Raw genomic sequence first — 21,360 nt, forward strand, 5'->3', positions numbered from 1 at the left:
GTGAGCCCCTGTCCTGTTCGGGTCGTCTCTGGCGGGAGCAAGGCCGGAGGGCCACGGACGAAAACGATCCGGAGTCCGCTTCCGGACAATCGCCGCGAATTGTCCGGTGGTTTCCGGCTCGCCCTCTTTCTCCGTGGGGCTATGGTGCGGGGATGACGATGCGGCCACCCGAAACCGACCGACGCAAGATCCGCACCCGACTGGCGATTACCGACGCCATGACGGCGCTCATGTTCAGCCGCAAGTGGCGGGACATTCGTACCGCCGATCTGATTGCCCGAGCGGGCGTCGGACGCTCGACCTTCTATGAGCATTTCCGCAGCAAGGACGAGGTGCTGCTGGCGATGATCGAGCCGCTCTGGAGGCCGCTCGCGGAGGCGGCGGTGGGCCGCGCGAACCGCTTCGACCTGCAGGCTATCCTGGCGCACATGTGGGACAGGCGTGCGCCGGCCCGGGCCCTCTTTGAGCCCCCGCTCGCCCCGCGATTGCAGCGAAAGCTCGCCCAGATGATCGAGTACCGCCTGCCGCCGACCGTCAGCGGTGTCCCGGCTGCGCTCAGGGCCACCGGGTCTGCCGCGGCAACACTCGCCGTCCTCAAGGCGTGGCTGACGGGCGAGCAGATGTGCTCGGTTGAAGCCATGGCCGCCTGGCTCGCCAATCTCGAACCGCTCAGCGGCGACGGCCCTTCCTCACGCCTTTGAGCCCTCCGGAAGGCGGCTTGCCACCGCCCTTGCGCGGCGGCTTGCCGGAGGGCCGGCCGCGCGGGCCGCCGCCGGTCGGGGGTTTGCCCTCTTCCGCGTCGGACAGCATCTCCAGCACCAGGCCGCCGGTCAGGGGGGTGGCCTCGACCAGCTTGACCTCGACCCGGCGCCCCAGGGTCCAGCGCTGGCCAGACCGTTGGCCGACCAAGGCGTGGGCCGCCTCGTCGTGCTGGAAATAGTCGCGGCCCAGCGACGAGATGGGGATCAGGCCGTCCGCGCCGGTCTCGTCCAGCCGCACGAACAGGCCGAAGCGGGTCACGCCCGTGATCCGGCCCGTGAAGGTCGCGCCCACCCGCTCCTCGAGGAAGGCGGCGATGTAGCGGTCGGTGGCGTCGCGCTCGGCGGCCATCGAGCGCCGCTCGGTCATGACCAGATGCTCGGCGATGGCGGGCAGTTCGGAGGCCTCGCGGTCGGTCAGCCCGTCCTTGCCCAGCCCCAGCGCCCGGATCAGGGCCCGGTGCACGATCAGGTCCGAGTACCGCCGGATCGGTGAGGTGAAGTGGGCGTAGCGGTCGAGGTTCAGCCCGAAGTGGCCGATGTTCTCGGGCGTGTAGATCGCCTGCATCTGGCTGCGCAGGACCACTTCGTTGACGATCTCGGCGTGGGGCGTGTCGCGCATGCTGTCGAGCAGGGCGTTGAGCTTCTTGGTGGTCGGCGCCTCGCCCTTGTTCCAGGGACGGCCCAGCGTCTGCAGGAAGTCGGCGAGGTTGAAGACCTTTTCCTGGCTGGGCGTGTCGTGCACCCGATAGATCAGGGGGGTGCGCTTCTGCTCCAGCGTCTCGGCAGCCGAGACGTTGGCCTGGATCATCATCTCCTCGATCAGGCGGTGCGCTTCCAGCGAGGCGCGCGGTTCGATCGAGAGGATCTCGCCCTTCGGCGACATGTTGATCTTGCGTTCCAGGCTTTCGATGGCCAGCGGGGCGCGCTTCCTGCGGCCCTTGAGCATGGTGCGATAGGCGGTCCACAGGGGCTTAAGGACGGCGTCGACGATCGGGCCCGTCACATCGTCGAAACGACCGTCGGCGGCGGCCTGGGCCTGTTCGTACGACAGGCTGGCGTGCGACCGCATCAGGCCCCGGACGAAGCGATGGCTGCGCTTCCTGCCCTCTGCATCGAAGACCATGCGCACGGCGAGGCAGGCACGGTTCTCGCCGACCTTCAGACTGCACAGGCCGTTCGACAGCACCTCGGGCAGCATGGGTTCGACCCGGTCGGGGAAGTAGGTGGAGTTGCCCTTGTCGCGCGCCTGCTGGTCCAGCGCGCTGCCGGGTCGGACGTAGGCGGCCACGTCGGCGATCGCGACCCAGACGATCCAGCCCCCGGGGTTCTTCGCGTCATCATCAGCGTGGGCATAGACGGCGTCGTCGTGGTCGCGCGCGTCGGCGGGATCGATGGTGATCAGCGGCAGGTCGCGCAGGTCTTCGCGCCCCTTGAGCGAGGGCAGGGCCTGATCCTCGGCTTCGGCCTCGACGGTTTCGGAGAAGCCTGTGGGCAGGCCGTGGGCATGGATGGCGATGAGCGAGGCCGCGCGCGGGTCGTCCTCGCGGCCCAGCCGCTCCAGCACCTTGCCGCGTTTGGGGCCGTGGCGGCTGCTGCCCTTTTCGACCGCGGCCAGTACCAGGTCGCCGTCCTTGAGACCCTCGACCTGGCTTTCCGGGACGATCAGCGTGTCCTTGCCCCGACGGTCGACGGACTCGATGCGCACCTGTCGGGCGGAACGGCGGATCACGCCCAGCACCCGGTCGGCCCCGGTGTCGAGCTTCTTGATCAGGCGGGCTTCCCAGCCCTCTTCACCCCGCGCGAAGCGGACCAGCAGGCGATCCCCCAGCCCCGGCGCGGCGCCGGCCGCCTTGCGATCCGGCATCAGCAGCGCGGTCGGAGCGTCGACGGACGCCTCGACCAGCCGGACGATCAGCTCGCCGTCGATATCGCGCTCGACGACGTCAGCCACCCCGACGGGGGGCAGGCCACCGGCCTCGCTGAGGCCCTTGCGCCCGCGCCGGCCGAGACGGCCCTCTTCCTCCAGCTCGCGGATCATCTCGCGCAGGGCGCGCCGGTCGGCGCCCTTCAGGCCGAAGTGACGGGCGATGTCGGTCTTCTCGGCCGACCCTGCCTCGCGCAGATAGGCCAGCAGGGTGTCCTTGTCGGGCAGCCCCGGGGCGGGGCGACGGGGGCTCTTTGTCATCTTCCTCCCTTAACGCGCTTCGCCCCGCTTTGTCGTCAGGTTCCGGAGGTTGAGCGCCGGACGGCGGCGCGCAAGGTGCAGGCCTCATCCTGGAGCTTCACATGTTCATCACCGCCCTGGCCCTGTCCTTCGCCCTGTCCACCGCCCCGCAGGACCCCCCGACCCATCAGCAGGCCGTCAACTGCACCGGCGTGTTCCTGTTCACCGCCGTACTGGCCGCCCAGGTGGTCGAGAACGACCCGACGGACGAGAATCGGGAGACCGCTGAGCTTGCGGCCACCCTGCTGAAGGCTGCTGATGCCAGCCGACTGCAGGCTGCGTCGCGCGAAGGCCTGTCGATCGACGACAGCGGCAACGCCCTGAACGCGTGGCTGGATTCCAATGAAGACGGCGGGGGCACCATTCTGGAGCGCGAACTGGATGGCTGCATCGGCCTCTACGCCTACGCCATTCCCTGAGGGTATGAGGCGTTCGGCTTGACCTGAGCGGGAGACCGGACCAGCTTCCGGCCCAAAGCCCAGGAGTCAGAATGTCGCTTGCCCCCAAACCGGTCCTTGCCGGTCCTACCGCTTCGCTGCTCGATCTGATCGGCAAGACGCCCATGGTCGAGGTGAGCCGCATGGACACCGGCAAGTGCCGGCTGTTCCTGAAGCTGGAAAGCCAGAATCCGGGCGGGTCAATCAAGGACCGCATCGCCCTGTCGATGATTGCGGCCGCCGAGAAGGAAGGTTGGCTCAAGCCCGGCGGCACGATTGTTGAGGCGACGGCCGGCAATACCGGTCTGGCGTTGACCCTGGTCGGACAGGCCAAGGGCTACAAGGTGCTGCTGGTCATCCCGGACAAGATGTCCAGGGAGAAGATCCAGCACCTGCGCGCCATGGGTGCCGATGTACGGTTGACCCGCTCGGACGTGCCGCACGGCCACCCCGAATACTATACCGACATGGCCGAACGCCTGGCCCAGCAGATTCCGGGCGGCTACTACGTCAACCAGTTCGCCAATGACGCCAACTCGGCCGCGCATTTCGAGACCACGGGGCCCGAGATCTGGGAGCAGATGGACGGCAAGGTGGACGGCTTTGTCGCCGGCATCGGCTCGGGCGGCACCATCACGGGGATCGCCCGCTTCCTGAAGTCAAAGGGCTCGGACGCCAGGATCATTCTGGCCGACCCGGTCGGGTCGACGCTGGCCGGGATCGTCAATGACGGGGAGCCGGGACCCGAGGGCAGCTATACGGTCGAGGGGATCGGCCAGAATTTCGTGCCTGACACTGCCGACATGGACCTGATCGACAAGGCCTATTCCATCCCCGACGCCGAGGCGATCGCCACCGTGCGCGACCTGCTGCTCAAGGAGGGCATTCTCGCCGGATCGTCGTCGGGCACCCTGATCGCGGCGGCCCTGCGCTGGTGCCGCGAGCAGACCGAACCCAAGACGTGCGTGACCTTCGTCTGTGACACCGGGGCCAAGTATCTGTCCAAGGTCTACAACGACGCCTGGCTGGCCGATCAGGGACTGGGCGAGCGCGAGTTGCACGGCGACCTGTCGGACCTGATCACCCGCAAATATGAGGACGGCGCCGTGGTCTTTGCCGGGCCGGACGACACGGTGGACACGGTGTTCAAGCGCATGCGCGGGGCCGATGTCTCGCAACTGCCGATCTTCAGCGAGGGGCGGCTGGTCGGCATCGTTGACGAGAGCGATCTGGTGCACACGATGAACACCGACGAGATCACCCGCGAGGAGCGCTTCAGGCTGCCGGTGTCAAAGGTGATGACGCGCGAGCTGGACACCGTTCAGGTCAATGAACCGCTGGAGGCGCTGGTGCCCCTGTTCGACCGGGATCGGGTGGCGATCGTGCTGGACGGCGAGAGGTTCGTCGGCCTGATCACCCGCACGGACCTGATCAACCACCTCAGCCTGAATCGGTGAGATGACCCCGGACCGTCGCCAGCTGCTGATCGGGGGCCTGGCCGCGACGACGGTCGGGAGTGCGGGCGCGGTCAAGGCCCAGGATCCGGCGGCACTGGGCATCTCCGTGGTCAGCTATCAAAGTGGGGCGTTCCCCATCAACGGCCTGCTGTTCTCGCCGGTCGGCGACGCGCGGCGCGGTCCGATGGCCGGATCCGCCGTCGCCCTGCTGCACGGGGGAGGCGGGGCGCAGGACGATGTGCACATCTTCACCGAAGGGGCCCTGTCCCTGACGGCGAGGGGCTATCACTGCCTGATGCCCAACTACTTCGACGCGACGCCGAGACAGCGCCGCACGACCGCCGTGGCGGCGGAGCGGTGGCGCCGGGCGATCCTCGACGGGCTGGACTGGCTGGGTGGGCGGTCGGGTGTCGAGCCGGACCGGGTGGGTGCGCTGGGGTTCTCGCGCGGGGGCTCCCTCGGGCTGGACGGGGTGCTGGAGGAGGGAAGCGCCGCGGCCTTCGTCGGTGTAGCTTCCGGCGGGTCGCTGGACACGGACAGGATCGGTCACCGCCCGCCGGTGCTGCTGATCTATGCGGACGGCGACCCTCTGGTCGCGGCGCGTCGGGTGCGCGAGCGGGCCCGGACCCTCGCCGACGCCAGAGTGCCTGTGGAGTTGCATGAGCTGACCTCACCCCGCCACCGCTTTGACGCGGGCGAGTGGCGGACGGTGTTTGACGTGGCAGGGCGGTTCTTCGACCGCACCCTGACATGACCCGCACGCGCCGGCAGCTTCTGGTCGCGGCCGCAGCCACGCCCTGGCTGGCGGGTATGGCACGCGTGCAGGACGCGCCGTTCTCGGTCGAGACCCTGACGTTCCGCAGCCGGCGCAAGGACATCCGTGCCGCGCTCTATCGCCCGACCGCGCCCAATGGGGCAGGCGTGGTCTTCATGCACGGTGCAGGCGGCATCGGTCCGCCGTATCTGACGCTGGCCGAGCGTTTCGCCGCCGAGGGCTTCGTGGCGATGGTGCCGGCCTATTATGACGCGGCGGCGGATGACGGGGTGCGGCCGGAGCCCATGATGGATGCCTGGCGGACTGTCGGCAGCGACGCCATCAACTGGCTGATCGCGGACGGTATCGACCGCCGCCGCACCGGCATCATGGGCTATTCGCTGGGCTCCTATGTCGCCGTGGATGGAGCGCTGGGCAACAGCCGGGCGGCCGCCGCCATCGGCTTGGCCGGAGGGTGGGACGTCTATATCCCGCGGTCGCCGCGCCGCCGGATCCCCGTGCTGGTCATCCAGTCGGAGAACGACAGCCACGTCTCTCCGGAGAGCACACGCCGCTGGGTCGAGTTCCTGCGTCGCGCCGATGTGCCGGTGCAGCATGAGGTGGTGCGCGGGGCCGGGCATATCTATACGCCGGCCCAATGGCTTGAAGTCCATCGCCTGGCGTCCGACTTCTTCAAGCAGACCCTTCTGTAGAGAGACCGATTCCGCATGACCGACCGCAAGAACCGTCCGGGCTTTTCCACGCGTGCCATCCACGCCGGACAGCGGCCCGATCCCACGACGGGTGCGGTCATGACGCCGATCTACGCCACCTCGACCTACGCCCAGGAAAGCCCGGGGGTGAACAAGGGCTATGAGTATGCGCGGGGTAAGAACCCCACGCGTGAGGCGTTCGAGGCCTGTATCGCGGACCTGGAGGGGGGCACGCACGGCTTTGCCTTCGGCAGCGGCATGGCCGCGACCTCGACGGCGCTCGAACTGCTGGACGCCGGCAGCCACATCGTCACCGGCGACGATCTGTACGGCGGGTCGTGGCGGCTGTTCGAGCGGGTGCGGCGCCGGTCCATGGGGCTGGACTTCGCCTATGTGAACATGGCCGATCCGGCGGCGGTCGAGGCGGCCATCACTGACAAGACCCGGATGATCTGGGTCGAGACCCCGACCAATCCGCTGATGAAGCTGGCCGACATCGCGGCCCTGTCGAAGATCGCGAAGGCGCGCGGCCTGATCCTGGTGGTCGACAACACCTTCGCAACGCCCTGGTGCCAGCAGCCGATCAGCCTGGGTGCCGACATCGTCATGCACTCGGCCACCAAGTATCTGAACGGGCACTCGGACATCGTCGGCGGGGTGCTGGTCACGGCCAACCCCGAGCTGGCGACACAGCTGAAGTTCCTGCAGAACTCGGTCGGCGGCATCATGGGACCATTCGACGCCTTCCTCGCCAACCGGGGACTGAAGACGCTGGGCCTGCGGATGAAGGCCCACTGCGAGAATGCGCTCGCGGTGGCGCGCTGGCTGGAGACGCGCAAGGGCGTGGCCAGGGTCATCTATCCGGGCCTGATCAGCCATCCGGGGCATGAGCTGGCGGCACGCCAGATGACCGGCGGCTTCGGCGGCATGGTCAGCGTGGTCATCGACGGCGATCTGGAGCGGACACGCCGGGTGCTGGAGCGGGTCGAGGTTTTCACCCTGGCCGAGTCGCTGGGCGGGGTCGAAAGCCTGGTGAACCACCCGGCCATCATGACCCATGCCTCGGTGCCGAAGGAGGTGCGCGAGGCGGGCGGCATCACCGACAGCCTGATCCGGCTGTCCGTCGGGGTCGAGGACATCGACGACCTGATCGCCGACCTCGACCAGGCGCTGGGCTAGGCGCCGCTGTCGGCCTCGGCCGCGGCATAATGCTCGCGGCAGAGGTCGCGAAGGGCGGCGTTGAGGGTGCCGCCATACAGCGACTCGCGGATGCGCTCGTAGCCCTCGATCTTCAGCTGGATCTTGATGTCGCCGACGGTGCGGCAGCGGCCCTCGCGCGCCAGCTCATAGGCGCGCTCGAGTGTCGTGGGTCGGAAGGTCATGCCCCTATATAGGGGCTACGGCCAAGGTTTAGAAGTAGAAGCCGATGTTGGCCACCACGGCCGAGCCGTACTGGTCGCCGAACAGGGACGGGTCGGCGTCGGTGTCGTGATAGCGGACATCGAGGTCGATCGCGGGCGTCAGCTGCCAGGTCACGCCGGCGTCCCAGCCCGTGTAGTCGACCGACAGGTCCTGTTCGCGGCGGCCGATTCCGGCCGAGATCGCGGTGGTGAGGGTCAGGTCCCAGCTGGCGCGCGCCTCGACCCAGGTCCAGGATTCGGTCGGGCCGGTGCCGTCCGGCGAGTACTGCAGGCGCAGCTTGCCCTTGGCCGGGCCAATGGCGCGGCTGACGTCGGCGGTGAGCTCCCAGGCGTCGTCGTCCGTGCCCGGATTGGCATCGACCCGCCACTTGTGCGTGGCGTTCAGGTCGAAGTCGAAGCCGCCCCACTGGGGCCGGATGCCGACGCCCGCCTCAATCTCCAGATCCGAGCCCGAGCTGTCGATGGTTTCGGCCCCGGCGCCCGTGTAAAAGAAGCCGTCGCCGCTGGTCCATTCCGCGAGCGCCCAGCCATAGGCGTCCGTGCCCGACTTGGAGACGTCCTTGGAGCGGTTGTCGGTACCGGCGCCGACGCCAAATGCCCAATCGCCACCGGCCATGCTCTGGGCGGCAGCCGGGGTCGAGACGGCCAGAAGGGTCAGGGCCGAAAGGCCGGTCAGGAGGGCGCGCATGATGGCTCCGTATAAGGACGAATCCGTGGGACGCCGCCCCCTTAGCTGAACTTGTCGCCGCTGGCGAATTGGGTCGCGGCGTGACAGCACATTTGTTGCCGCCGCGCCACGCAGTCAGGCGGGGTGCCGCGAGGCCTGCTCGGCCCGCCGCAGGGTATAGCGACCCGGCTCGGCCTGACCGTCCGGACCCTGATAGACCTCCGTGCGGACGAGAGCGCCGTCGCGGGCGGTCGAGAACGCCAGATCGTGCTGGTAGCTTTCGCCGGGGTCGAGGTCGGTCACGTCGCGGAAGGTGAATCGGATATCCGGACCGTCCGAGCCATGCGAAACTAGGCGCGGCTGGTTCCCCTGGGGGCAGTAGTGGGTCGCCACCAGGGCGTCGCCGTCCATGTGATAGACGGTCATTGAGTGCAGACCGTTGGGCGTCTCCCAGCGTTCGACGATGGTCCGGCCGTTGGCCGTGCTTTCGAAGACGATGGTCAGCACCTCGGTTTCGTCTACCCGCCAGCGCCCAACCCATTGCGCGATCTGTTCGAACTGCTGCGTGGCCGAGCGCGCGTCGGGAGCCGGAGCCGGGGGCAGGGGAGCTGCGCCGGAGCACAGCGCTACGCACAGGGCTCCGAGGGCAATCGACGCGAACTTCATAGAGGCCTCCGCTTTTGTGACCCGGTTCCTCAGCCGTAGCGCTTGTGGACGTTGGAGAGTGCGGATCGGAACTCACCCGTGAGACGCTGGACCAGCTCGGCCGCCGGCACAACATCGTGGATGGAACCTGCGCCCTGTCCGGCGGACCATACGGTCTTCCAGGCCTTGGCCTCGTCGGCCATGTCCAGCTTGTGCTCGGGCAGGGTCTTCGGGTCGATGCCGTTCTCGATCAGCGAAGGCGTCAGGAAGTTGGCCGGGATGCCCGAAACCGCCGGGGTGTAGGTGATGTCCGAGGCCCCGGAGTCCACAATCATGGCCTTGTAGGCGTCCTGTGCCATGGCCTCGGTCGTGTTGATAAATCGGGTGCCCATATAGGCAAAGTCGGCCCCAAGAGTGATGGCGCCGGCAATGTCCTGGCCGGTCGAGAGACAGCCGGACAGGATGATGGTGCCGTCGAAGAAGGACCGCACCTCATTGATCAGGGCAAAGGGATTGATGATCCCCGCGTGGCCGCCTGCGCCATTGGCCACGAGGATCAGGCCGTCGACCCCGGCCTCGGCGGCCTTGCGGGCGTGGCGGACATTGGCGATGTCGTGGAACACCACCCCGCCATAGCCGTGCACCGCATCAACGACATCGCGCACGGCGCCCAGGGAGGTGATAATCAGGGGCACCTGTTCCTCGACCGAGACCATCATGTCGGCCATCAGGCGCGGATTGGTCGGGTGGACGATGTGGTTGACGCCAAAGGCGGCGGCGTCGGGCTTCAGGCGGGCCTTGATGTCCTTCAGCCACTCCCGATAGCCCTCGGTGGTGCGCTGGTTCAGCGAGGGGAAGGTGCCGATGACCCCCGCATTGCAGGCCTCGACCACCAGATCCGGCCCGGACACCAGGAACATGGGCGCCGCGATCACCGGCAGCTTCAGCCCTTTTTGTAGGGAAGCGGGAATGGTCATGGGCGGCTCCTCCGTTGTCTTTCGCTACGGATAGACGGCTGTCGCGGGGTAAGGCAACGGGGGAAGGCGGTGCCGAGGGCGCGAAAAATACCGTCTGAATGGTCTGAATTGGCCTTCCTCTGACAAGGTGGTCCCCTTCTTCCGATGGGAGAAGGTGGCGCGTGAGCGCCGGATGAGGGGCGGCGGTGTCCGTCGGCGACAGCCGTGGCAGGACCGGTGCGACGGCTCACGCCGAAGGACATGGAGAGCCCCTCACCCCCTGCCCCCTCTCCCACGGGAGAGGGGGGAAATTTACCGTCTGAATCGTCTGAAATCATGGGATGGGGTGTGCGGCGACGTTGGCAACCGGACAGTATGGGCGGGCCGCGACCCAGGGCGGGAAGAACGGTCCGGGAAACGGCGGGAGCGTTGAAGGGGCGAGGGAATTCGGATGCGGCTTTGATAGCAGCAGCCGCCGGACCTTCGTCATGCCCAACCCCGCCATTTTCAGCCCGCCCGCAACCCGCTAAAGGCCTTCCATGACCACAGACACTTCCGGCCTGAGCCAGCTGGGCGCGCATACGGCGCAGCCGGCTGATCCTGACTCCGCAACGCTTGAGCGGGTGCCCAATCCGCACGCCGACACCCTGTATGTCGCGCGATTCACAGCGCCCGAATTCACCAGCCTGTGCCCCGTCACGGGCCAGCCGGACTTTGCCCATCTGGTGATCGACTATGTGCCGGGGGACTGGCTGGTCGAATCGAAGAGTCTGAAGCTGTACCTGACCAGCTTCCGCAATCACGGCGCCTTCCACGAGGATTGCACCGTGGCCATCGGCAAGCGGCTCGCGGGACTGCTGGAGCCCAAATGGCTGCGTATCGGCGGCTACTGGTACCCGCGCGGCGGCATCCCCATCGACGTCTTCTGGCAGACCGGACCGGTGCCCGAGGGTGTCTGGCTGCCCGATCAGGGTGTGCCGGGGTATCGCGGGCGGGGTTAGTCACCCGTTCCTCACCCCCCGCTCATGACGCTCAGCGGTGCTCCGTGATCCAACCGGGGCATGAGCGCTTCCTATCGCCGTCCGCCGCTGGAAATCCTGGGTCGCCGCTGGCTGGCGGGGGCGCAGGCCTGGGCGGATCGGGGGCGAGGGCGGGGGTATGCGTTCGAGCTGTTGATGTTCGGGATCAAGCAGGGCTGGGCGTGCCTGTTCGGCGGGCTGTTATTGGTGCTGATCGTCGCGACCTTCCTGTGGTGGCCCGAGGACCTCGGCATCGCCCGCTATGACGCCCTGGTCGTGGGGGCGGTGGCGATCCAGGCAGGCATGCTGGTCTTCAAGCTGGAGAGTTGGGAGGAGGCGCGGGTCATCCTGCTGTTCCATATCGCGGGCACGATCATGGAGCTGTTCAAGACGGCGCACGGGTCGTGGGTCTATCCCGAGGCCTCGATGCTGAGGATCGGCGATGTGCCGCTGTTCTCGGGCTTCATGTACGCGGCAGTCGGCAGCTATATCGCGCGGGTTCAGCGCATCTTTCACATCCGGGTGCGGGACTATCCGCCGGTGTGGATGACGGGGGTGCTGGCGGCGGGGATCTATCTGAACTTCTTCCTGCACCACTGGCTGCCGGACGTGCGGGGTGCGCTGTTCCTGATGGCCGGCGTGCTGTTCGGCCGGGGCTGGTTCTGGTTCACGCCGGACCGGAGGCGGCGGGCGATGCCCCTGTTGGCGGGCTATGGACTGGTGGCGCTGTTCATCTGGCTGGCCGAGAACATCGGCACCCTGGCGCGGGCTTGGACCTATCCGGGGCAGGAGGCGGGCTGGGAGCCGGTGTCACTGGACAAGCTGGGCAGCTGGTTCCTGCTGATGATCATCTCGATCGTGCTGGTGTCGCTGGTGCATCGTCCGGAGACGGAGCCGCGGAGCCCGTGCCGGATTCGCTCGCCTGGGTCTTAAGAAGCGTTAGCCATCGCGAATAACGCGATTTTATGACACCTGGGCGATAGTGGGGGCATGGCGGGGAATCCCACATCTCAAAGGCTTGATCTGCGGCGGGTTCTGCTCGTCGCCTTGCTGGTCGGCGCCCTTGTGCTCGCGGGGGCCGCGGGGCTGTTCGCCTTTGCGGCGCGCTCCATCGACAAAATCCACAAGGATGAGGAAATCCACCTGGCCTGGGTGGGCCTGCAGCGGATGCAGGCGCGGACGCTGGAGGAGGTACAGACCTCAAGCATATGGGCGGAGGCGGTGAGCGCCTTTGCCCGCAATGACACCCAGTGGATGAAGGACTATTTCGCGGACTACTACAACGAGTACATGCACCACGACGTGACGGTGGCGGTGGGAAGCGACGGTCAGGTGGTGATGGCCGAGCGGGTCGGTGCGCCGCTGACCGACGCGGAGCGGGAGGCCCTTGCGGCTGCGACCCGGCCGGTGGCGCTGGCCCTGCAGCAAAACCACCCGCCGGGGCTGGGCCTCGAGGTCGCCCAGAGCTGGACCGGAATGATGGAGGCGGACGGTGTCACCTATGTCGTCGCGGCCTCGACCGTGGTGCCGGAGGATGACTCGGTCGCGCGGCTCGCGACCGATCCGGTCGTGATCTCGATGCGCAACATCTCGGCGATGGTCGACAGTCTTAGCCGCGATCTGGCGCTGGAAGGCGTCGAGTATGTGACGGAGCCGCGCGTCAATCAGGTGGCCTTTCCAATCGTCGGGCCTGAAGGCAAGCGGCTGGGCGTGCTGGCGTGGACTCCCAGCCGGCCGGGCGCCGCCGTCCTGAAGCGGGCCAAGCCGATGTTCATCGTGCTGATCTCCGCCCTGATCGGCGGGGCGGTGCTGCTGTGGGTGTCTCTGGACCGTATCGCTAAGGCGCTGGAGCAGAACCAGGCCGACCTGTCAGAGGCGCGCGACCGGGCCGAGGCGGCCAGTGAGGCCAAGACGCGTTTTCTGGCCAACATCAGTCACGAGCTGCGCACGCCCCTGAACGGAGTGTTGGGCATGGCCGAGATCATGGCGCATGGCGAGTTGAGCCCGATCCAGCAGGGCCATCTGAAGATTCTCAAGGCGTCGGGTCAGGACCTGCTGGGCATGATCGAACAGATCCTGCTGGTCACGCGTCTGGAGCGCGAGCGAGTGGATCTGGAGACGGCGCCGTTCGATCTGGACGCCCTGATGGAGGACATCGCGGATCGCACCCGCGCAGCCGTGCAGACCAAGCCGATTTCGGTGCTGGTCGACTCGGGTGTGAAGGGCCTCTGGATGGGGGACGGCCCGCACCTGAAACAGGCGCTGGAATGCCTGACCCGCAATGCTGCGAACTTCACCACCGAGGGGCATATCCGTCTGTCGTCGACCGTGAAGGGCGGGGTGGTGCACCTGAGCGTGTCGGACACAGGGCCGGGTCTCGACCCGGATTTTGTCCCGCGCATGTTCGATGACTTTGCCCAGGCTGACGAGTCGGTGACCCGCGCCCACGACGGGGCCGGGCTGGGGCTGGCGATCTGCAAGCGGCTGATCCGCGCGATGGGCGGGGACATCTCGGTGAACAGTACGCTCGGCCAAGGCGCGACCTTCACCCTGCGCCTGCCGATGGTACCGGCGCCGGTCGAAGACGCACCGGCCAAGGCCGCCTGAGGCCTATCGGCGGACGACCTTGTCTTCCGGGTCGGGGCGGGGGCGTTCCATGGGCGGGGTCTCGAGCGTGCCCATATGGATGAAGCCGGCGATGCGCTCGGCCTCGCCAATGCCGAACAGGCTGAGGGCCCGGGGGTCATAGGCGTACCAGTCGGTGATCCAGCTGGCCGAAAAGCCGTGAGCGAAGGCCGCGTGGCTGAGGTTCATCGCCAGTGCCCCGGCGGACAGTTCCTGCTCCCAGACGGGGACCTTGTGATCCCGGACCGGAGTGGAGATCACCATGACCGTGACGGGCGGGGCGGTCAGCTTGGCGAGGACGGCGCGGGCCTTGTTGGGGTCGGGCTGGTCGTCAGCGAGGGGCTGCAGCGCATGGGCAAGGGCCGCGCGCGTCTCATTGGACAGGACGACCAGCCGCCAGGGGAAGAGCTTGCCGTGGTCGGGGGTGCGAAGGCCGATCCGCAGGATGGCCTCAAGGTCCGCATCGGACGGTCCGGGGCCCGCGAGGGCCTGGGCCGGAGCCGAGCGCCGGGTCGACAGATAGTCGATCAGGGCGGGGTCGCGGCGGGGAAGGGCGAGGGGGGCGGCAAGCTCGGTCATGAGCCCTAGCTAGGGGCGCGGGCGCGGGGCCGCCAGTGCCCGGGGTGGCGATATGCGGGTGGTGGGCCTATCTTTCGGCCTGAACCAATAAGCGAGGATGCATGGCCACGCCCCGACTGGAGGCCGTTCCCGAAACGTCTGACCTGTGGAACCAGCTGAGGCGCGCCGCCGAGCAGGCCTCTCGCGATGAGCCGGATCTGGCCTCGCAGATGAATGCCGTGATCCTGTCGCATGGCAATCTGGGCGCGGCGTTGAGTTTCCAGATCGCGAGGAAGCTGGGCGATGCCGAGCTGGGCGCCATGACGGTGCGCGAGGTGTGTCTTGCGGCGTTCGAGGCCGACCCGGGGATTGTCGCCGCCGCCGAGGCCGATCTGCAGGCCGTCGAGGAACGCGATCCGGCGATCCGCTCGCTGCTGCAGCCCTTCCTGTACTTCAAGGGCTTTCAGGCGCTGCAGGGCTGGCGCGTGGCCCACTGGCTGTGGACCGAGGGGCGTGAGACCCTGGCGCTGCATTTCCAGAGTCGCATCTCGGAACTGTTCCAGGTCGATATCCACCCGGGTGCCCAGATGGGCTCGGGGCTGTTCCTCGATCATGGGACGGGCATCGTTATCGGCGAAACGGCGGTGGTCGGCGACGAGGTGTCCATGCTGCATGCGGTGACGCTGGGCGGCACCGGCGCCGAGCGCGGCGACCGCCACCCCAAGATCGGCAAGGGCGTACTGCTGGGGGCCGGGGCCAAGGTGCTGGGCAATATTACGATCGGCGACTACGCCAAGGTAGCGTCGGGCTCGGTGGTGCTGAAGCCGGTGCCCGCCGGATGCACCGTGGCCGGGGTGCCCGCGCGGCTGGTCAACTGTCCGACCGATGCCACGCCGGCCCGCACCATGGACCACACCCTGGCCGACATTGTGTATGACTTTGTGATCTAGGCCCGGTCGGGCTTTCCCTTGCGGGCCGCCTTCTCTAGGGTCCGCGCCGAACGAACCGAGAGGCATCCCGTGAACGAGAACGACCAACGCCGGCTGGAAAGCCACCTGAAGCGCACCTTCAACCACGGAGGGATCAAGCTGAAGGCCCGCAAGACCGCCGACTCGGTCGAGGTCTATGTCGACGATGAATTCCTCGGCCTGGTCTTCGAGGACGAGGACGGCGACGGCTCCTTCATGTTCGAGATGGCGATCCTCGCCGAGGACCTGCCGCCAGCCTGACGACCCGCGCCAGCGCACAAGAAAAAACCCCCGCCGGTGCCACTCCGGCGGGGGTTTTCTGTTTGGGCGGTCGCCGGATCAGCGCTTGCCGAAAATGGCGTCGAGGATGCCGCCGATGAAGCTCTTCTTCTCGGCCGGCTTGGCCGCGGTCGAGGAGGAAGCGGCGGGGGCAGGGGCCGGAGCCGCCGAGGTCGGAGCCGGGTGAACCGGAGCCGGGGTAACGGCCGCAGCCTTGGGCGTGGTGGCCGGTTTGGCAGCGGCGCGCGCGGCGGCGGGCTTCTTCGCCGCAGCCGGACGGGCCGGAGTGGCGCGCGAGGCGGCCGGCTTCTTCGCGGCCGGGGCGGCCTTGGCCGGGGCCGCCTTGGCAACAGCGGGCTTGGCAGCCGCGGTCTTCGTCGCCGGCTTGGCAGCGGCCGGCTTGGTCGCCGCAGCAGGCTTCTTCACGGCCGGTGCCTTGGCCGCAGCGGGGGCCTTGGCGGTAGCCGGAGCCTTGGGTGCGGGCCGCGCGGCGGCCTTAGCAGCCGGGGCTTTCGCCTTGGCCGGAGCGGCCTTGGGCGCGGTCGCCTTGGCAGTCGCCGGCTTGGCCGTCGCTGCTTTCGCCGTAGACTTCGGCGCGGCTTTAGGCTTGGAAGCGCCCGATGCAGTTGCGCCCGGCTTGGACGTACTCGACTTGGATGGAACCTTGGCCATGTATTCCCCGACCCCTCGGATGGATTTGACGCGAGACGCCGCGCCGACGATTCATGCGATTCGGTATGATAGCGGCGTTTGAGAAATGTCAGAGTCCGCAGTTCAGATAATCGCACATGGGTCGAGAGACGCAACCGAAGCGCGGGTGGCGGCGTGGGACGCCGACCCCCTGCTGGAGGGCGTGACCTATTCCATCCTCGAGGAAGACGAGGACCGGGGTATCTGGCGCATCGACGCCTTTCCGACCACGGACGCCGAGGTCGAGCGACTGGTGACCTCGCTGAAGGGTGACACAGCCCTGAGCACCACGGTCGAGGATCTGGCCGATGCGGACTGGCTGGCGATGTCGCTGTCGGGTCTGCCGCCGGTGCGGGCGGGGCGGTTCTTCGTCTATGGCGCGCACGATCAGGGGCGGGTGCCGCAGAATACCGTGAACCTGAAGATTGATGCCGGCGCGGCCTTCGGCACCGGGCACCATGGCACGACGGTTGGGTGCCTGATGGCGTTCGATGACCTGTTGAAGCGCGAGCGGTTCGAGCGGGTGCTGGACGTCGGGGCGGGCACGGGTGTGCTGGCCATCGCCGCGGCGAAGACCGGCAGCCGGGTCGCGGTCGGGACCGATATCGACGCGCCGTCGGTGCGCATCGCCAACGAGAATGCGGCGCTCAACCAGGCGAAGGCCAGCTTTGTCCACGCCTCCGGCCTGAGCGACCGGAAGGTCCGTCGGCATGGCCCCTACGACCTGGTGTTCGCGAACATTCTGGCGCCGCCGCTGGTGGCGCTGGCGCAGGACATCAAGGAGGCGCTGCAGCTGGAGGGCGTGGCCATCCTGTCAGGCCTGTTGCGGACGCAGGAGCGTCGGGTGACCGCCGCCTATCTGTCGCGCGGCTTCGTGCTGGAGCGGCGCATCCGGCGCGATGCCTGGAGCGCGCTGGTGCTGAGGCGAAAGGGTTAAGGAACGCGGGCACAGGCGGGGCCGTTTTCAGGTCTGAAGACCCTGAGGAGCCCTCCCGTGACCTACCTTGATCCGAACGACCCCCGCCAGCCGACCGTGATCGTCGAGCCGGCGCCCGCCTATTCCGAAACGACCGAGACCGTCATCGTGCGCGAGAGCAACACCGGCTGGTGGATTGCCGGGATTCTCGGCGGGCTGGTGCTGGTGGCCGTCATGCTCATCCTGTTCAACCGTCAGGCCCCGCAGACCGAGCCGGTGGTGGTTGAACGCGAGGTGGCGGTGCCGGTCGCGGTACCGGTGCCGGCTGCCGAAGCCCCGGCCGGAACTCCGGCACAGCAATAGGCCAGCTCCCTTCCCGCATGGGCGAGGGAGATGCTAAGCCGCGCGCATGAGACAGACATTCGACGAGACCACCGACCCCGGCTTTGGCGAGCGCCACCTGCCGCTTCTGCGACGCGAGATGCAGGCCCAGGGCCTGGACGGCTTTCTGGTGCCGCATGAGGATGAGCACCAGAACGAGTATCTTCCGGCCGCCAATGACCGGCTGGCGTGGATCTCGGGCTTTACGGGCTCGGCCGGCGCGGGCGTGGTGATGAAGGACAAGGCCGCCGTGTTCGCCGACGGGCGCTATACGGTGCAGGTGAAGGCCCAGGTCGATCAGGGCCAGTTCGAGCTGCGTGATTTCAACGAGACGGCGGTCGCCCGCTATCTGTCGGAGCAGCCCAGGGGGTCGGTCGTCGGATACGATCCGCGGCTGCACAGCCCTGATGCGCTGAAGCGTTTGCAGACGGCGGCGAAGCGCGCAGGGGTGACGCTGAAGCCCGTCGACAGCAATCCGCTGGACAGCGCCTGGGGATCGGAACGTCCCGCGCAGCCGCAGGCGAAGGTCGTGCCCCACCCGATCGACTATGCGGGCGAGGACGCGGCCGACAAGCGCGCCCGTGTGGGCAAGGCTGTGGCGGAGGTCGGGGCCGATGTGGCCCTGCTGACGGCGCCGACCTCGGTCGCCTGGCTGTTCAACATCCGGGGCGGGGACGTGATCCGCTCGCCCCTGCCGCTGGGACAGGCGCTGGTCGAGGCGGACGGGCGGGCGCGGCTGTTCCTCGACCCGGCCAAGGTGACCAATGAGCTGCCCGGCTGGCTGGGCGAGGATGTGACGCTGGAGACGCCCGAGACCCTGGCCTCGGCGCTGGACGAGATGAAGGGCCGGTCGGTGCTGATCGATCCGGCCCAGAGCGCGGCCTGGTATTTCGACCGGGTGGAAGCCACCGGGGGCACCGTCGTGCGCGGTCAGGACCCCTGCACCCTGCCGCGCGCGGTCAAGAATCCGGTGGAGATCGAAGGCGCGCGTCAGGCGCATATCCGCGACGGCGCGGCGCTGGCCCGCTTCCTCCACTGGCTGGACACCGAGGCGCAGGAGACCCTGCCGGACGAGCGGGCCGTGGTCGAGAAGCTGGAGCAGTTACGCGAGGGCACCGGCGCCCTGATGGACCTGAGCTTCGACACGATCGCGGGGGCCGGTCCGAACGGCGCCCTGCCGCACTACAAGCCCGTGACCCGCACCATCCGACGGATGGAAAAGGGCTCGCTGCTGCTGGTGGACGGCGGCGGACAATACCTGGACGGCACGACCGATGTGACGCGGACCATCGCGGTGGGCGAGCCGTCGCAGGGTCAGCGGCGCATGTTCACCCTTGTGCTCAAGGGTCATATCGCCATGGCCGTGGTGCGCTTCCCCGAGGGCACAACCGGGCATCAGCTGGACGCGCTGGCGCGGCTGCCGCTGTGGATGGCCGGGCATGACTATGATCACGGCACCGGCCATGGCGTCGGCAGCTATCTGGGGGTCCACGAGGGCCCGCAGCGGATCGCCAAGGCGGTCAACACCCAGCCGCTGCTGACCGGCATGATCGTGTCGAACGAGCCGGGATACTACCGCGAAGGCCACTGGGGCATCCGCATCGAGACGCTGCAGGTGGTGACGGCGCCGGAGGCCATTCCGGGCGGCGAGCGGCCGATGCATGGCTTCGAACAGCTGACGCTGGCGCCGCTGGATCGTCGGCTGATCGACGTTGACCTGCTGACGGCGGACGAGCGGGCCTATGTCGATGCCTACCATGCCGAGGTGCTGGCCAAGGTCGGGCCGCTGCTGGACGGCGAGGTTCTCGACTGGCTGACGGTGCAGTGCGCCGCGCTCTGATCGCGCTGGCGGTCTGGCTGGCCGCCGGGCCAGTGGTGGCCCAGAGCCAGCCAAGGCTGCCCCGCGCGGTGTTCGATGTGATCCCGCCGTCCGAGCGGGTCACCGGACGGCGCGGGGCGATGCAGATCGTGCAGCCCGGGTGCCGGGTGGGCCCGACCCACTGGGCGCGCAGGCGGATCGTCGATGTGGCCGTGCAGGAATGGGGCGTGTTCGGCTTCCAGACCATCGATCTGCGCGGCCTGCGCGAGCGGCGCCTGCCGGAGGGTGTGGTGCCGGATGCGCTCAATCCCGCCCTCGAGGCGCCCGAGCAGGACCGGGTGATCCGCGCGGTCGGACGGTGGGAGCATACGCCGTCGCTGGCGGCCACCATCGCCGGCTACTGGAGCGCTACGCCGGACGGGGCCGACGTCCTGTCCCGCCAGAACCGCCAGTGGCGGCAGGGCGAGGGCGAGATCAACTGGGTCGAGCCCTGGTCGGCGGCCTTCATCAGCTGGGTGATGTGCGAGGCGGGCCTGGGCGAGATGGACCAGTTCGAGCGGGACATTGCCCACCGCGTCTATATCGATCAGGCCATCCGGGCACGGGACGGCGAGCGCCCGAAGGCGGCCTATGTCGCCCATGACCGGGGCGAGGTGCCGATCCGGCCCGGGGACCTGCTGTGCAATTCGCGGGGTGGGGTCGACTATCGCAGCCTCGCCGACCGCCGGCCTGATCTCGGACGCTATGCCGGGACGCATTGCGATGTGGTCGTGCGCATCGAGGGCGACACAGTCGCGGTGATCGGCGGCAATGTGCTGAACGGGGTCAGCCTGACCCTGCTGCCGCTGGCGGCCATGGCCGGAGGCTATCCGGCGGTGGTGGCGGCGAACGACCTCGACGAGGCGCGGACCATCTTCGCCCATCTGTCTTTGCAGGCCGATCCGGTGGAGGACACCGCGCTGGACGCCTCGCCGACCATCCGGGCGCTGAACGCGCCTTGAAACCCGGCCGGGCGCCGACCACCTGAAGGGCTCTCCGCCACGAGGACCTTTCCCATGAAGACGCGCACACTGGGTCCGAAGGGCCCCGAGGTTTCGGCCATCGGCCTGGGCTGTATGGGGATGAGCGCCTTCTATGGTCCACCCAGCGAGGAGGTCGGCGCCATCGCCGTGATCCACCGCGCGCTGGATCTGGGTGTCACCCTGTTCGACACGGCCGAGATGTATGGCCCGCACACCAATGAGATGCTGCTGGGCAAGGCGCTGAAGGGGCGGCGCGCAGACGCCTTCGTCGCGACCAAATTCGGCATCGGCTACAACGCCGACCGGACCGCGCTGAAGGTCGACGGCTCCCCCGCCAATGTGCGCCGCGCCATTGAAGGCAGTCTCTCCCGGCTGGGGATGGACCACGTCGATCTCTATTATCTGCACCGGGTCGATCCGGACACGCCGATCGAGGAGACGGTGGGCGCGATGGGCGATCTGGTCACGGAGGGCAAGGTGCGCTTCCTCGGCCTGTCGGAGGCCGCGCCGGCGACGCTGCGGCGGGCCCATGCCACCCACCCGATCACGGCGCTGCAGACGGAATATTCCCTGTGGAGTCGCGAGCCGGAGGACGAGATTCTGGCCACCTGTCGCGAGCTCGGCATCGGCTTCGTGCCCTACAGCCCGCTGGGCCGGGGCTTCCTGTCCGGGCAGATCCGGACGCCCGAGGATCTGGCGCCCGACGATTTCCGCCGGTCCAATCCGCGCTTCCAGGGCGAGAATTTCGACCGCAATCTGAAGCTGGTCGAGGCGGTCTCGGCGCTGGCGGCCGACAAGGGAGTCACGCCCGCCCAGCTGGCGCTGGCCTGGGTGCTGGCGCAGGGCGACGATCTGGTGCCGATCCCTGGCACGCGCCGCATTCCGACGCTGGAAGAGAATGTCGCCGCCGTGGAAATCTCCCTGTCCAACGACGAGCTGGCGGCCATCGAGGCGGTCTTCCCGCGGGATGCGGCGCAGGGCCATCGCTATGCGGAAGCGGCGCAGGCAGCCCTGAACCGCTGAGCCATTACGCCGAATTCACTGGCGC

The 21,360-nt window shown here is 68.1% G+C and carries 23 protein-coding genes; 16 read left to right on the top strand and 7 right to left on the bottom strand.

The genetic code is table 11. The annotated features are described in order from the left end of the window. The first annotated feature begins 158 nt into the window (after positions 1 to 158). Positions 159 to 701, top strand: a complete 543-nt coding sequence (locus tag LC068_RS00280) for a TetR/AcrR family transcriptional regulator (protein ID WP_226633559.1) — start codon at positions 159 to 161, stop codon at positions 699 to 701. Here the strand turns inward: LC068_RS00280 and rnr are convergent. Beyond that, positions 670 to 2,946, bottom strand: coding sequence for a ribonuclease R (gene rnr / locus LC068_RS00285; RefSeq protein WP_226633561.1), 2,277 nt, complete (start codon positions 2,944 to 2,946; stop codon positions 670 to 672). The genes LC068_RS00280 and rnr overlap by 32 nt on opposite strands. 101 nt (positions 2,947 to 3,047) lie before the next feature. Between rnr and LC068_RS00290 the strand changes: the two genes are divergently transcribed. From LC068_RS00290 to LC068_RS00310, 5 genes are all read left to right on the top strand, one after another. Continuing rightward, positions 3,048 to 3,404 carry a hypothetical protein gene (locus LC068_RS00290; protein WP_226633564.1) on the top strand — a complete coding sequence of 119 codons (357 nt, stop codon included), beginning with the start codon at positions 3,048 to 3,050 and terminating at the stop codon, positions 3,402 to 3,404. Positions 3,405 to 3,475: 71 nt separating this feature from the next. Further along, entirely contained in the window at positions 3,476 to 4,879 is a 1,404-nt protein-coding gene (locus tag LC068_RS00295) for a pyridoxal-phosphate dependent enzyme (protein WP_226633566.1), read from the top strand. Position 4,880: 1 nt separating this feature from the next. Then, positions 4,881 to 5,633 carry a dienelactone hydrolase family protein gene (locus tag LC068_RS00300; protein ID WP_226633568.1) on the top strand — a complete coding sequence of 251 codons (753 nt, stop codon included), beginning with the start codon at positions 4,881 to 4,883 and terminating at the stop codon, positions 5,631 to 5,633. After that, the gene (locus LC068_RS00305; RefSeq protein WP_226633569.1) at positions 5,630 to 6,346 is read left to right on the top strand and encodes a dienelactone hydrolase family protein; all 717 of its coding nucleotides are present in this window, start codon (positions 5,630 to 5,632) and stop codon (positions 6,344 to 6,346) included. Before LC068_RS00300 ends, LC068_RS00305 begins: the two co-directional genes overlap by 4 nt. Before the next feature lie 15 nt (positions 6,347 to 6,361). Then, positions 6,362 to 7,525: a cystathionine gamma-synthase gene (locus tag LC068_RS00310; RefSeq protein WP_209119438.1), complete on the top strand. Its 1,164-nt coding sequence runs from the start codon at positions 6,362 to 6,364 to the stop codon at positions 7,523 to 7,525. Here the strand turns inward: LC068_RS00310 and LC068_RS00315 are convergent. The 4 genes from LC068_RS00315 to LC068_RS00330 all read right to left on the bottom strand — a co-directional run bounded on the left by LC068_RS00315 (position 7,522) and on the right by LC068_RS00330 (position 10,056). Further along, a complete protein-coding gene (locus LC068_RS00315; RefSeq protein ID WP_226633570.1) occupies positions 7,522 to 7,728 on the bottom strand; it encodes a hypothetical protein in 207 nt (68 codons plus the stop codon). The genes LC068_RS00310 and LC068_RS00315 overlap by 4 nt on opposite strands. A gap of 28 nt (positions 7,729 to 7,756) precedes the next feature. After that, positions 7,757 to 8,455, bottom strand: a complete 699-nt coding sequence (locus tag LC068_RS00320) for a TorF family putative porin (protein WP_226633571.1) — start codon at positions 8,453 to 8,455, stop codon at positions 7,757 to 7,759. A 114-nt stretch (positions 8,456 to 8,569) separates the two neighbouring features. Then, the gene (locus tag LC068_RS00325) at positions 8,570 to 9,100 is read right to left on the bottom strand and encodes a hypothetical protein (protein WP_226633572.1); all 531 of its coding nucleotides are present in this window, start codon (positions 9,098 to 9,100) and stop codon (positions 8,570 to 8,572) included. 29 nt (positions 9,101 to 9,129) lie between these two features. Then, entirely contained in the window at positions 9,130 to 10,056 is a 927-nt protein-coding gene (locus tag LC068_RS00330; RefSeq protein WP_226633574.1) for an NAD(P)H-dependent flavin oxidoreductase, read from the bottom strand. Positions 10,057 to 10,574: 518 nt separating this feature from the next. Between LC068_RS00330 and queF the strand changes: the two genes are divergently transcribed. The 3 genes from queF to LC068_RS00345 are packed head-to-tail and all read left to right on the top strand — an operon-like array spanning position 10,575 to position 13,661. Then, the gene (gene queF, locus LC068_RS00335) at positions 10,575 to 11,036 is read left to right on the top strand and encodes a preQ(1) synthase (protein ID WP_226633575.1); all 462 of its coding nucleotides are present in this window, start codon (positions 10,575 to 10,577) and stop codon (positions 11,034 to 11,036) included. A gap of 60 nt (positions 11,037 to 11,096) precedes the next feature. Beyond that, positions 11,097 to 11,987: a DUF817 domain-containing protein gene (locus LC068_RS00340; RefSeq protein WP_226633577.1), complete on the top strand. Its 891-nt coding sequence runs from the start codon at positions 11,097 to 11,099 to the stop codon at positions 11,985 to 11,987. Positions 11,988 to 12,044: 57 nt separating this feature from the next. Then, positions 12,045 to 13,661 carry a sensor histidine kinase gene (locus LC068_RS00345; protein ID WP_226633579.1) on the top strand — a complete coding sequence of 539 codons (1,617 nt, stop codon included), beginning with the start codon at positions 12,045 to 12,047 and terminating at the stop codon, positions 13,659 to 13,661. Between the two features lie 3 nt (positions 13,662 to 13,664). Here the strand turns inward: LC068_RS00345 and LC068_RS00350 are convergent, their stop codons facing one another. Then, the gene (locus tag LC068_RS00350) at positions 13,665 to 14,258 is read right to left on the bottom strand and encodes a nitroreductase family protein (RefSeq protein ID WP_226633583.1); all 594 of its coding nucleotides are present in this window, start codon (positions 14,256 to 14,258) and stop codon (positions 13,665 to 13,667) included. A gap of 101 nt (positions 14,259 to 14,359) precedes the next feature. Here LC068_RS00350 and cysE point away from each other — a divergent pair, with 101 nt between their 5' ends. Continuing rightward, complete coding sequence (gene cysE / locus LC068_RS00355; protein ID WP_226633585.1) at positions 14,360 to 15,187, top strand: serine O-acetyltransferase; 828 nt, start codon at positions 14,360 to 14,362, stop codon at positions 15,185 to 15,187. Between the two features lie 69 nt (positions 15,188 to 15,256). Beyond that, positions 15,257 to 15,466 (top strand): DUF3126 family protein, encoded by a 210-nt coding sequence (locus tag LC068_RS00360; protein ID WP_209119425.1) that lies wholly within the window; start codon positions 15,257 to 15,259, stop codon positions 15,464 to 15,466. A 78-nt stretch (positions 15,467 to 15,544) separates the two neighbouring features. Here LC068_RS00360 and LC068_RS00365 read toward each other — a convergent pair whose 3' ends face one another. Next, on the bottom strand, positions 15,545 to 16,156 hold the full coding sequence (locus LC068_RS00365; protein WP_226633588.1) for a hypothetical protein: 612 nt from the start codon (positions 16,154 to 16,156) through the stop codon (positions 15,545 to 15,547). A gap of 85 nt (positions 16,157 to 16,241) precedes the next feature. Here LC068_RS00365 and LC068_RS00370 point away from each other — a divergent pair, with 85 nt between their 5' ends. Genes LC068_RS00370 through LC068_RS00390 form a run of 5 tightly spaced genes read left to right on the top strand, consistent with a single transcriptional unit; the run spans position 16,242 to position 21,335 of the window. Beyond that, positions 16,242 to 17,111 carry a 50S ribosomal protein L11 methyltransferase gene (locus LC068_RS00370; protein ID WP_226633590.1) on the top strand — a complete coding sequence of 290 codons (870 nt, stop codon included), beginning with the start codon at positions 16,242 to 16,244 and terminating at the stop codon, positions 17,109 to 17,111. 57 nt (positions 17,112 to 17,168) lie between these two features. Continuing rightward, positions 17,169 to 17,453 (top strand): hypothetical protein, encoded by a 285-nt coding sequence (locus LC068_RS00375; RefSeq protein WP_226633591.1) that lies wholly within the window; start codon positions 17,169 to 17,171, stop codon positions 17,451 to 17,453. 46 nt (positions 17,454 to 17,499) lie between these two features. Continuing rightward, a complete protein-coding gene (locus LC068_RS00380) occupies positions 17,500 to 19,311 on the top strand; it encodes an aminopeptidase P family protein (RefSeq protein WP_226633592.1) in 1,812 nt (603 codons plus the stop codon). Then, positions 19,296 to 20,291: a DUF2272 domain-containing protein gene (locus tag LC068_RS00385; protein ID WP_226633593.1), complete on the top strand. Its 996-nt coding sequence runs from the start codon at positions 19,296 to 19,298 to the stop codon at positions 20,289 to 20,291. Before LC068_RS00380 ends, LC068_RS00385 begins: the two co-directional genes overlap by 16 nt. 54 nt (positions 20,292 to 20,345) lie before the next feature. Continuing rightward, positions 20,346 to 21,335 (top strand): aldo/keto reductase, encoded by a 990-nt coding sequence (locus tag LC068_RS00390; RefSeq protein ID WP_226633594.1) that lies wholly within the window; start codon positions 20,346 to 20,348, stop codon positions 21,333 to 21,335. Positions 21,336 to 21,360: the final 25 nt, after the last annotated feature.

Source organism: Brevundimonas poindexterae (genome assembly GCF_020524625.1).
GTDB lineage: Bacteria > Pseudomonadota > Alphaproteobacteria > Caulobacterales > Caulobacteraceae > Brevundimonas > Brevundimonas poindexterae_A.

What these genes read in the sequence shown, in the direction of transcription:
- LC068_RS00280 (WP_226633559.1), top strand. Translation starts at nt 159, where the DNA reads ATGCGGCCACCCGAAACCGACCGACGCAAGATCCGCACCCGACTGGCG.
- rnr (WP_226633561.1), bottom strand. Translation starts at nt 2,946, where the DNA reads ATGACAAAGAGCCCCCGTCGCCCCGCCCCGGGGCTGCCCGACAAGGAC.
- LC068_RS00290 (WP_226633564.1), top strand. Translation starts at nt 3,048, where the DNA reads ATGTTCATCACCGCCCTGGCCCTGTCCTTCGCCCTGTCCACCGCCCCG.
- LC068_RS00295 (WP_226633566.1), top strand. Translation starts at nt 3,476, where the DNA reads ATGTCGCTTGCCCCCAAACCGGTCCTTGCCGGTCCTACCGCTTCGCTG.
- LC068_RS00300 (WP_226633568.1), top strand. Translation starts at nt 4,881, where the DNA reads ATGACCCCGGACCGTCGCCAGCTGCTGATCGGGGGCCTGGCCGCGACG.
- LC068_RS00305 (WP_226633569.1), top strand. Translation starts at nt 5,630, where the DNA reads ATGACCCGCACGCGCCGGCAGCTTCTGGTCGCGGCCGCAGCCACGCCC.
- LC068_RS00310 (WP_209119438.1), top strand. Translation starts at nt 6,362, where the DNA reads ATGACCGACCGCAAGAACCGTCCGGGCTTTTCCACGCGTGCCATCCAC.
- LC068_RS00315 (WP_226633570.1), bottom strand. Translation starts at nt 7,728, where the DNA reads ATGACCTTCCGACCCACGACACTCGAGCGCGCCTATGAGCTGGCGCGC.
- LC068_RS00320 (WP_226633571.1), bottom strand. Translation starts at nt 8,455, where the DNA reads ATGCGCGCCCTCCTGACCGGCCTTTCGGCCCTGACCCTTCTGGCCGTC.
- LC068_RS00325 (WP_226633572.1), bottom strand. Translation starts at nt 9,100, where the DNA reads ATGAAGTTCGCGTCGATTGCCCTCGGAGCCCTGTGCGTAGCGCTGTGC.
- LC068_RS00330 (WP_226633574.1), bottom strand. Translation starts at nt 10,056, where the DNA reads ATGACCATTCCCGCTTCCCTACAAAAAGGGCTGAAGCTGCCGGTGATC.
- queF (WP_226633575.1), top strand. Translation starts at nt 10,575, where the DNA reads ATGACCACAGACACTTCCGGCCTGAGCCAGCTGGGCGCGCATACGGCG.
- LC068_RS00340 (WP_226633577.1), top strand. Translation starts at nt 11,097, where the DNA reads ATGAGCGCTTCCTATCGCCGTCCGCCGCTGGAAATCCTGGGTCGCCGC.
- LC068_RS00345 (WP_226633579.1), top strand. Translation starts at nt 12,045, where the DNA reads ATGGCGGGGAATCCCACATCTCAAAGGCTTGATCTGCGGCGGGTTCTG.
- LC068_RS00350 (WP_226633583.1), bottom strand. Translation starts at nt 14,258, where the DNA reads ATGACCGAGCTTGCCGCCCCCCTCGCCCTTCCCCGCCGCGACCCCGCC.
- cysE (WP_226633585.1), top strand. Translation starts at nt 14,360, where the DNA reads ATGGCCACGCCCCGACTGGAGGCCGTTCCCGAAACGTCTGACCTGTGG.
- LC068_RS00365 (WP_226633588.1), bottom strand. Translation starts at nt 16,156, where the DNA reads ATGGCCAAGGTTCCATCCAAGTCGAGTACGTCCAAGCCGGGCGCAACT.
- LC068_RS00370 (WP_226633590.1), top strand. Translation starts at nt 16,242, where the DNA reads ATGTCAGAGTCCGCAGTTCAGATAATCGCACATGGGTCGAGAGACGCA.
- LC068_RS00380 (WP_226633592.1), top strand. Translation starts at nt 17,500, where the DNA reads ATGAGACAGACATTCGACGAGACCACCGACCCCGGCTTTGGCGAGCGC.
- LC068_RS00390 (WP_226633594.1), top strand. Translation starts at nt 20,346, where the DNA reads ATGAAGACGCGCACACTGGGTCCGAAGGGCCCCGAGGTTTCGGCCATC.